Source organism: Brevundimonas sp. SPF441, assembly GCF_009661015.1.
Lineage (GTDB): Bacteria > Pseudomonadota > Alphaproteobacteria > Caulobacterales > Caulobacteraceae > Brevundimonas > Brevundimonas vesicularis.
This window is the reverse complement of record NZ_WJWX01000034.1, coordinates 20,719-27,428: the sequence shown is the minus strand read 5'-3', so window position 1 is coordinate 27,428 and position 6,710 is coordinate 20,719. Positions and strand designations below refer to the sequence as shown.

Annotated in this window: 8 protein-coding genes; 1 reads left to right on the top strand and 7 read right to left on the bottom strand. The window is 68.9% G+C overall.

The genetic code is table 11. The features are described 5' to 3' along the window. From GGC30_RS15025 to GGC30_RS14995, 7 genes are all read right to left on the bottom strand, one after another. Window positions 1-469, bottom strand: a 469-nt coding sequence (locus GGC30_RS15025) for an acyltransferase (RefSeq protein WP_153925790.1), incomplete at its 3' end; no start/stop codon positions are given. Window positions 470-507: 38 nt separating this feature from the next. Continuing rightward, window positions 508-1,635, bottom strand: a complete 1,128-nt coding sequence (locus tag GGC30_RS15020) for an SGNH/GDSL hydrolase family protein (protein ID WP_153925788.1) — start codon at window positions 1,633-1,635, stop codon at window positions 508-510. Further along, a complete protein-coding gene (locus tag GGC30_RS15015) occupies window positions 1,635-1,922 on the bottom strand; it encodes a hypothetical protein (RefSeq protein WP_153925786.1) in 288 nt (95 codons plus the stop codon). Before GGC30_RS15015 ends, GGC30_RS15020 begins: the two co-directional genes overlap by 1 nt. 190 nt (window positions 1,923-2,112) lie before the next feature. Then, complete coding sequence (locus GGC30_RS15010) at window positions 2,113-3,339, bottom strand: DNA-packaging protein (RefSeq protein ID WP_153925784.1); 1,227 nt, start codon at window positions 3,337-3,339, stop codon at window positions 2,113-2,115. Beyond that, window positions 3,257-3,604 carry a hypothetical protein gene (locus GGC30_RS15005; RefSeq protein ID WP_153925782.1) on the bottom strand — a complete coding sequence of 116 codons (348 nt, stop codon included), beginning with the start codon at window positions 3,602-3,604 and terminating at the stop codon, window positions 3,257-3,259. Before GGC30_RS15005 ends, GGC30_RS15010 begins: the two co-directional genes overlap by 83 nt. 209 nt (window positions 3,605-3,813) lie before the next feature. Then, on the bottom strand, window positions 3,814-4,275 hold the full coding sequence (locus tag GGC30_RS15000; RefSeq protein WP_153925780.1) for a YcgN family cysteine cluster protein: 462 nt from the start codon (window positions 4,273-4,275) through the stop codon (window positions 3,814-3,816). A gap of 40 nt (window positions 4,276-4,315) precedes the next feature. Beyond that, on the bottom strand, window positions 4,316-4,654 hold the full coding sequence (locus GGC30_RS14995; protein WP_153925778.1) for a multidrug efflux SMR transporter: 339 nt from the start codon (window positions 4,652-4,654) through the stop codon (window positions 4,316-4,318). Between the two features lie 175 nt (window positions 4,655-4,829). Between GGC30_RS14995 and GGC30_RS14990 the strand changes: the two genes are divergently transcribed. Next, complete coding sequence (locus GGC30_RS14990; RefSeq protein ID WP_153925775.1) at window positions 4,830-6,647, top strand: ABC-F family ATP-binding cassette domain-containing protein; 1,818 nt, start codon at window positions 4,830-4,832, stop codon at window positions 6,645-6,647. Window positions 6,648-6,710 lie beyond the last annotated feature (63 nt).

The following is a 6,710-nucleotide window of genomic DNA, read 5'->3' as shown; positions in this document are numbered from 1 at the left end:
CCATCGCCCCACCCGCTATGGCCAGGCCGAACCCGGCGTAGAACAGCATTTCGAAACACAGGGTCCACCCCGGCCCCAGCGTCGGAAACGTCATCTCCAGTCCGCTGAACGGCCAGAACAGGAACGTCGCCGCCGCCACGTCCGGGCTCAGCGTCCCGCCCCGCGCCATACCGATCAGGATCGGCAGCGACAGCAGCCAGTAGATCGGCGCCACCCGTCGAAACCGCCGCCACAGGAAGGCCCCGGCCGCGCCCACGCCCGTCTGCCCCTGCGTCGTCGTGGCGATGATGAAGGCGCTGATGACGAAGAACACGTCCACGCCCACGGCGCCGAAGTTCTCCAGCGTCCCGCCGGCCAGCGCCGTCTCCAGCCCCAGCCGCGTCCCGGCCAGATCCACGGCGTGCGTGACGACCACCGCCGTCGCCGCCGCGAACCGCAGCGCCTGCACTCCGTAAAACCGCTCCCCCATCCGCCACGATTATCACCGCGCGAGAGCGCGCGACAACCTCAGATCATCACCCGCGCCCGCACCGCCTCGGCGATCCTCGCCTGGCCCGCCGCATTGGGATGGACGGAATCGAACATCAGACCGCCGCCGAAACTGCCGCCGAACAGGGCCGTCCCGTCGATGGGCGCCGCCAATCCCCGCGTCGCCGCCACCTCGAAAACCGCATGCCTCAGAGCCGCTTGCGCGGCATAGCTCGCCTTGCCCTGGGCCGGGTCCGACGGACAACCCGTCATCAGCAGCACGTCCCCCGTCGTCAGGCACCGATCCACCAACGTCCCCAACCCGGCCTTATAGGTCGCGACCGCCGTCCCCGCGTTCCAGTCGTTGATCGTCAGACACACGACCGACAGATCGGGCGCCGCCGCCGGGATCGACCCATAGGCCCGGTACGGCTGATCCGTCGTGATCCAGTCCGCGATCCGGGCCCCGCCCCACCCGGCGTTGATCACCCGCGCCCGCTTCACGTCCGAGCGCCATGCGACCCCGCCCGCGATGAACACCGCCCCGCCCGAGGCCCAGCGCACGCTCACCGGCCCGGCGGTCTCGGGAAAGGCCACGGTCGTGACCTCCATCGACGCCGCCTTGGTGGTGTTCACCGTCGCCCGCACCAACCCGTCCGTCTCGACCGTCAGCACCCCCAGCGCCGTATTGGTCACGGCCCACAGATCGAACCGATCGATCGGCCCGTTCGGCTGAAAACTCCAGACGCCTGTCGACGACGCCGCGCCCGAAAACAGCTTGCCGCCCATCCCGGTCAGGGTGTTGACGCCCCACCCGGCGCCCACAGTCACGCGCGGATCATAGGCGGAGTAACCCCCGCTCGCCCCATCCGCCGCACCCGCGCCAGCCACAGACGCCGCCGACGCCGGCAGCCCTCGCCCGCTCATCATCGCCGCCAGCCGCTCGGGCCAGGCGCTCGCCCGACCGTTCGGCGTCCAGCCGCCGGAAACCGCGCCATAGCCTTGGGTCACGCTGTCGCCGATGCACAGCAGCCGCGCCTCGCGCCCGCCCGCCTGCATCGTCCTGACCGCCGCCGACCAGACGGGCAAGTCGGGCACGGCGAACCGCGCCCTCCCCAGAACCCCGCCCGGCGCCGCCGTCGCCGCTCCGATCTCGACCCCCGACATCAGTCGAAGGCCGCCACGATCTGCGTCGCCGTCGTCCCGGTCGCCAGCACCCGGCGCACCTGCACCGGCAACCACCCCACCGGATGGTTAGCGAAGGTCACCGCGTCCCCGTCCTCGGCGCCGACCGTCAGCACACGGACATTGCCCGCCGCCCCGACATATAGCGCCTTGGCGTAGGTCGTCAGATCGGCCGCGTCGCTGGGCGTGACCGCCGCCGCGCGCCTCGCCGGCCCACCGGCGTCGCGCCCATGGTTCAGCAATCCGTCCCGCTCGGGAATGGCCGGCATATCGTCTCTCCTGTCACAAAAAATCTCCCTCCCCCGCGGGGGAGGGTGGCTGAGCCGCAGGCGAAGCCGGGTGGGGACGGCAAGGCGACCCATCACTAACCTCGCGCGATCAATCCGTGCGCCCCTGCCGGGCCGCCCCCTCCCGGTCGCTTCGCGACCACCCTCCCCGGAATGGGGAGGGAAAGGTTCGTCACAGCCCCCGCAATCGCGGTCCCGCCGACTGCGGCCCCAGCATCAGCCGCGTGATCGCCCACACCAGGGCGTCGGCGCGATCCGGGCTGGGTCCGCCCTCGCTGCCCAGCGCCAGCATCTCTTCCTCCAGCGCCGGGAAGGCGTCGCAGTGGACCACCCGCCCCTGTTCATACAGCAGGGCCACCGGCTCGGCCCGCGCCGCCTTGGACCGCGAGGCGTGGACCGTCTCGATCCGGCACGGACAGCCGCTGATGGCCAGGACCGAGCGCACCATGTCGCCGCCCTGATTGCTCTCGGCGACCACCTCGTGCGCGCCGAATTCGTGCGCCGCCGCACTGACGGCCCCACCCCAGCTCTGGGGCGAGCGCCCCTGCACCGTTCGGTCCGCCAGCACGAAGGCGTGGCGACCTTTTCGCCCAACGACCACGATGCCGCAGGCGTCTCCGGTCGCGGTCGCCGGCGGATCGACCGCCACAACGATCCGGTCCAGTTCGACCGGCCGCGCGCCCCTGGCCCGTTTCAGATCCGCGATGCGGAACAGGGCGCCCTCGCCCTCGACCACCACGCCTTCCAGCTCCTGCGCCGCCAGCCGCGTCCCGCCATAGACGTCGTTCAGATGCGCCAGAAAGCCGGGCGACAGGTTCTGCGCGTTCAGCGCCGTCGCCGCCCGTTCCGTCACCGTCCCCGCCTCGGCCATCAACCGCCTCAGCGCCGGGATCGGCCGGGGCGTCGTCGTCACCGCCAGCAGCGGCGAGGCCCCCCGCCGCAGTCCGAACCTCAGATTCGACAGCACCATCTCCGGCCGTCGCCAGGCGCAGAACTCGTCCGCCCAGGCCGCATGAAACTGGGGCCCCCTCAGACTGTCGGGATCCTCGGCCGAAAACGCATAGGCCGCCGATTGATTGCCCCAGACCAACCGACGCCGTCCCGCCTCCCAGCGCGGCCGGGCGCCCGGCTCCGCCAGCGCCTTGATCCCCGACGCCCCCTCCACCATCACCTCGCGCACATCATGCAGGGCGGGGCCGACCAGCGCCAGGGTGATGCCGGGCAGCTTTCGCGCCATCTTGTCGATCCAGACCGACCCGGCGAAAGTCTTGCCCGACCCTCGTCCCCCCAACAGAAGCCAGGTCCGCAGGTCGAGGTCACGCGGCTTGTGTTGGTGCTCCAGCAGCCGCGCATGATTGCGCTTCAGCCTTAGCGCGCGCCCGTTCAGCTGCTTCAGCATCCTTTCTCTCGATGATGCTGTCGATCCGCTCGTATTCGACGAGCAACTCTCGTCGGATTCGCTCGTCCTCGGCGGGGTCGTAGATTCGTCCACCCATCTCGTCCTCTTCGTTGTCGCTCAGGCACAGCAGTCGCATCGCCTCGACCGCCTTGGCCGACCGCGCGATCACCCCGATCTGGCGCGCGACCTTCTCGGCGACGGCGGCGTCCTTGACGTCCGTCTCGCAGACGCTCTTTGCCGTCTCTTCGATCTTGGCCTTCATCATCAGGAACAGGGGCTCCATCCACCCGGCGCAGGACACAGCCGTCTCGCGCGCGCCGCCGCAGCCGCCCTCTTCGTCGTCCCGATTTCCCGTCATGCCCAAACCATAGCGGACCAGCGTCCTCAGGCCGGAAGAACGCCCACATAATTCGCCAACGGCTTGTTTTCGCACGCTTTCAATCAGCGTCATTGCGCTGGCTAGGGAGGGTTACCCTATCGCTCCCGGCCCCGTTCGACCGCCCATTCCGGCGCCTCGAAGTCCAGCGCGTCCTCCGGCTCGGCCAGCGACAGTTCCGAGATCGTCTGCCCCCGCACGGAGACGCCCGCCGTATGCACCGTCTCGCGACTGCCCGAGATCAGATGATGCCATTTCGCCAGCCGCCGCCCCTCGTGCAGCCGGCGATAGGCGCACGACTTGGGCATCCACTCCAACGCCTCGATATTGCCGGGCGTCAGCTTGATGCAGTCCGGCACCTGGGCCTTGCGGTTCGCATAGTCCGAACAGGCGCAGGCCTCCGGATCGAACAGCTTGCAATGCACCCGCGTCGGGATGACCTCGCCCGTATCCTCGTCCTCGAACCGGATCACGCAGCACAGCCCGCACCCGTCGCAGAGCCCCTCCCACTCGGAAGGCGACATCTCGGCCAGGGTCTTGGTTTCCCAATAGGGCTGCATGGCGCGCCTCATACGCGCCGCGCCGCCGCTTGTCACAGCCTCAATGCCCGACCGTCTTGGAGAACAGGTTGATCACCACGACCCCGCCGACGATCATCGCCAGCCCGACCATGGCCGGCAGGTCCAGCCGCTGGCGGAACACCACCGTCCCGATCACCGAGATCAGCACCACCCCCAGCCCGCTCCAGATCGCATAGGCGATCCCCACCGGCATCTGCCTCAGGGCGATCGACAGCAGGTAGAAGGCCAGGCCGTAGCAGACCGCCATCCCCGCCGTCGGCCAGACCCGCGTGAACTGCTGCGAGGCCTGCAGCATCGTCGTGCCCGCCACCTCCAGCCCAATGGCGCCCAGCAGCGCGGCCCAGGTGATCATGCTCATGACAAGCCCATAGCGCGGCCCGACGCCCGGCCGCAAATCCACAGCCTGCGGCTCGTATCGCCTTTCCAGTGGCGAAATGGGCCTGAACCCCTTAGATCACACCCGTTTCCGCCCCCCTCCGCCGCGCTGTGCGCGGTTTCCCTCTCCGGCGTCGCCCGAGAGGATCGAAAGTCACATGGCAGCCAGACCCCCTCTCGTCGCACTCAAGGACGTCCGTCTTCAGGACGGCCAGCGGCCCCTCTTCGACGGCGTCGACCTTGCAGTCGAACCGCGCAGCCGCGCGGCCCTTGTGGGCCGCAACGGCGCGGGCAAGTCCACCCTGATGAAGGTCGTCATGGGCCTGATCGAGCCGGACAGCGGCGACCGCTCCATCCAGTCCGCCGTCCGCTTCGCCTATGTGCCGCAAGAGCCCGTGATCACCGGCGAGACCCTGCTGGACTATGCGTCGTCGGGCGAGGCCGAGACATGGACGGCCGAAAGCTGGCTGGAGACCTTCGGCCTGAACCCGGCGAAGTCGACCCAAGGCCTGTCTGGCGGCGAAACCCGCCGCGCCGCCCTAGCCAAGGCTTTCGCCGAAGAACCCGACCTGCTGCTGCTGGACGAGCCGACCAACCACCTCGACATCCTGGCCATCGAACTGCTGGAGAACGAGCTGATTCAGGCCCGGTTCGCCCTGCTGGTCGTCAGCCACGACCGCGCCTTCCTGAACCGCGTCACCAACACCGTCCACTGGCTGGAAGGCCGTCGGGTCCGCACTTTGAACAAGGGCTTCGTCGAGTTTGACGAATGGTCCTCCAAGGTGCTGGAGGAAGAGGCCGAATCCCTGCGCCGCCTGACCAAGACCATCGAGCGCGAGACCGCCACCTTCTACTCCTCCATCACCGCCCGCCGCAGCCGCAACGAAGGCCGCGCCCGCTCGCTTCAGGCGCTGCGCGCCGAACGCGCCGAGAAGATGAAGGACGTGCCGCGCGAACTGTATCTCGGCGTCGATTCCGGTTCGACCTCGGGCAAGCTGGTCGCCGAGATCAAGCATGTCTCAAAGGGCTTCAACGGCCGCACCCTGTTCAAGGACCTGACCACGCGCATCATCCGCGGCGATCGTCTGGGCATCGTCGGTCCCAACGGCGCGGGCAAGACCACCCTGGTCAAGACCCTGCTGGGCGAACTGGCGCCCGACGAAGGCACGGTGCGCATGGGCGCGAACCTTGAGCCGGTCTATCTGGACCAGTCGCGCGAGGGGCTGAAGTCGGACATGACCCTGTGGGACGCCCTGACGCCGGGCGGCGGCGACAGCATTCTGGTGCGCGGCGTGTCCAAACACGTCGCCGCCTACGCCAAGGACTTCCTGTTCTCCGAGGCCCAGCTTCGCCAGCCGATCTCGACCCTATCGGGCGGCGAGCGCAACCGCCTGCTGCTGGCCAGGGCGTTGGCCAAGCCGGCCAATATGCTGATCCTCGACGAACCGACCAACGACCTGGATATGGACACGTTGGACAAGCTGGAAGAGCTGCTGGAGGGCTATGACGGCACCCTGATCCTGGTCAGCCACGACCGCGACTTCATCGACCGGCTGTCCACCTCGACCCTGGCCCTGAACGGACGCGGCGACATCGTCGAGACCCCCGGCGGCTGGACCGACTTCATCCGCCAGAACCCCGGCTTCCTTCAGCCCGGTTCGAACCCCCGCCCCCAGGACAAGGCCGCCGCCCAGCGCGCCGCCGAGGCGCCGCCGCCCGCCGTCGCCCCCAAGAAGACCGCCAAACTTTCCTTCAAGGACGCCCACCGCCTGAAGGAGCTGGAAGCCCTGATCGATGCGTTGCCCGCGACCATCGCCAAACACGATGCGACCCTGGCCGACCCCGGCCTCTACGCCCGCGACCCGAAGGCTTTCGACGCCGCCATGAAGGCTGCCGAGAAAGCCCGCGCCGAGCTGGAATCCGCCGAACTGGAATGGCTGGAGCTGGAAGAGAAGAAGGCGGCCCTGGCGGGGTAGGCGTTATACTCTCTCCCTGGAGTTGCGGGCGCTTGCGACAGCGCCGAATAGGCAGGGCTGAGC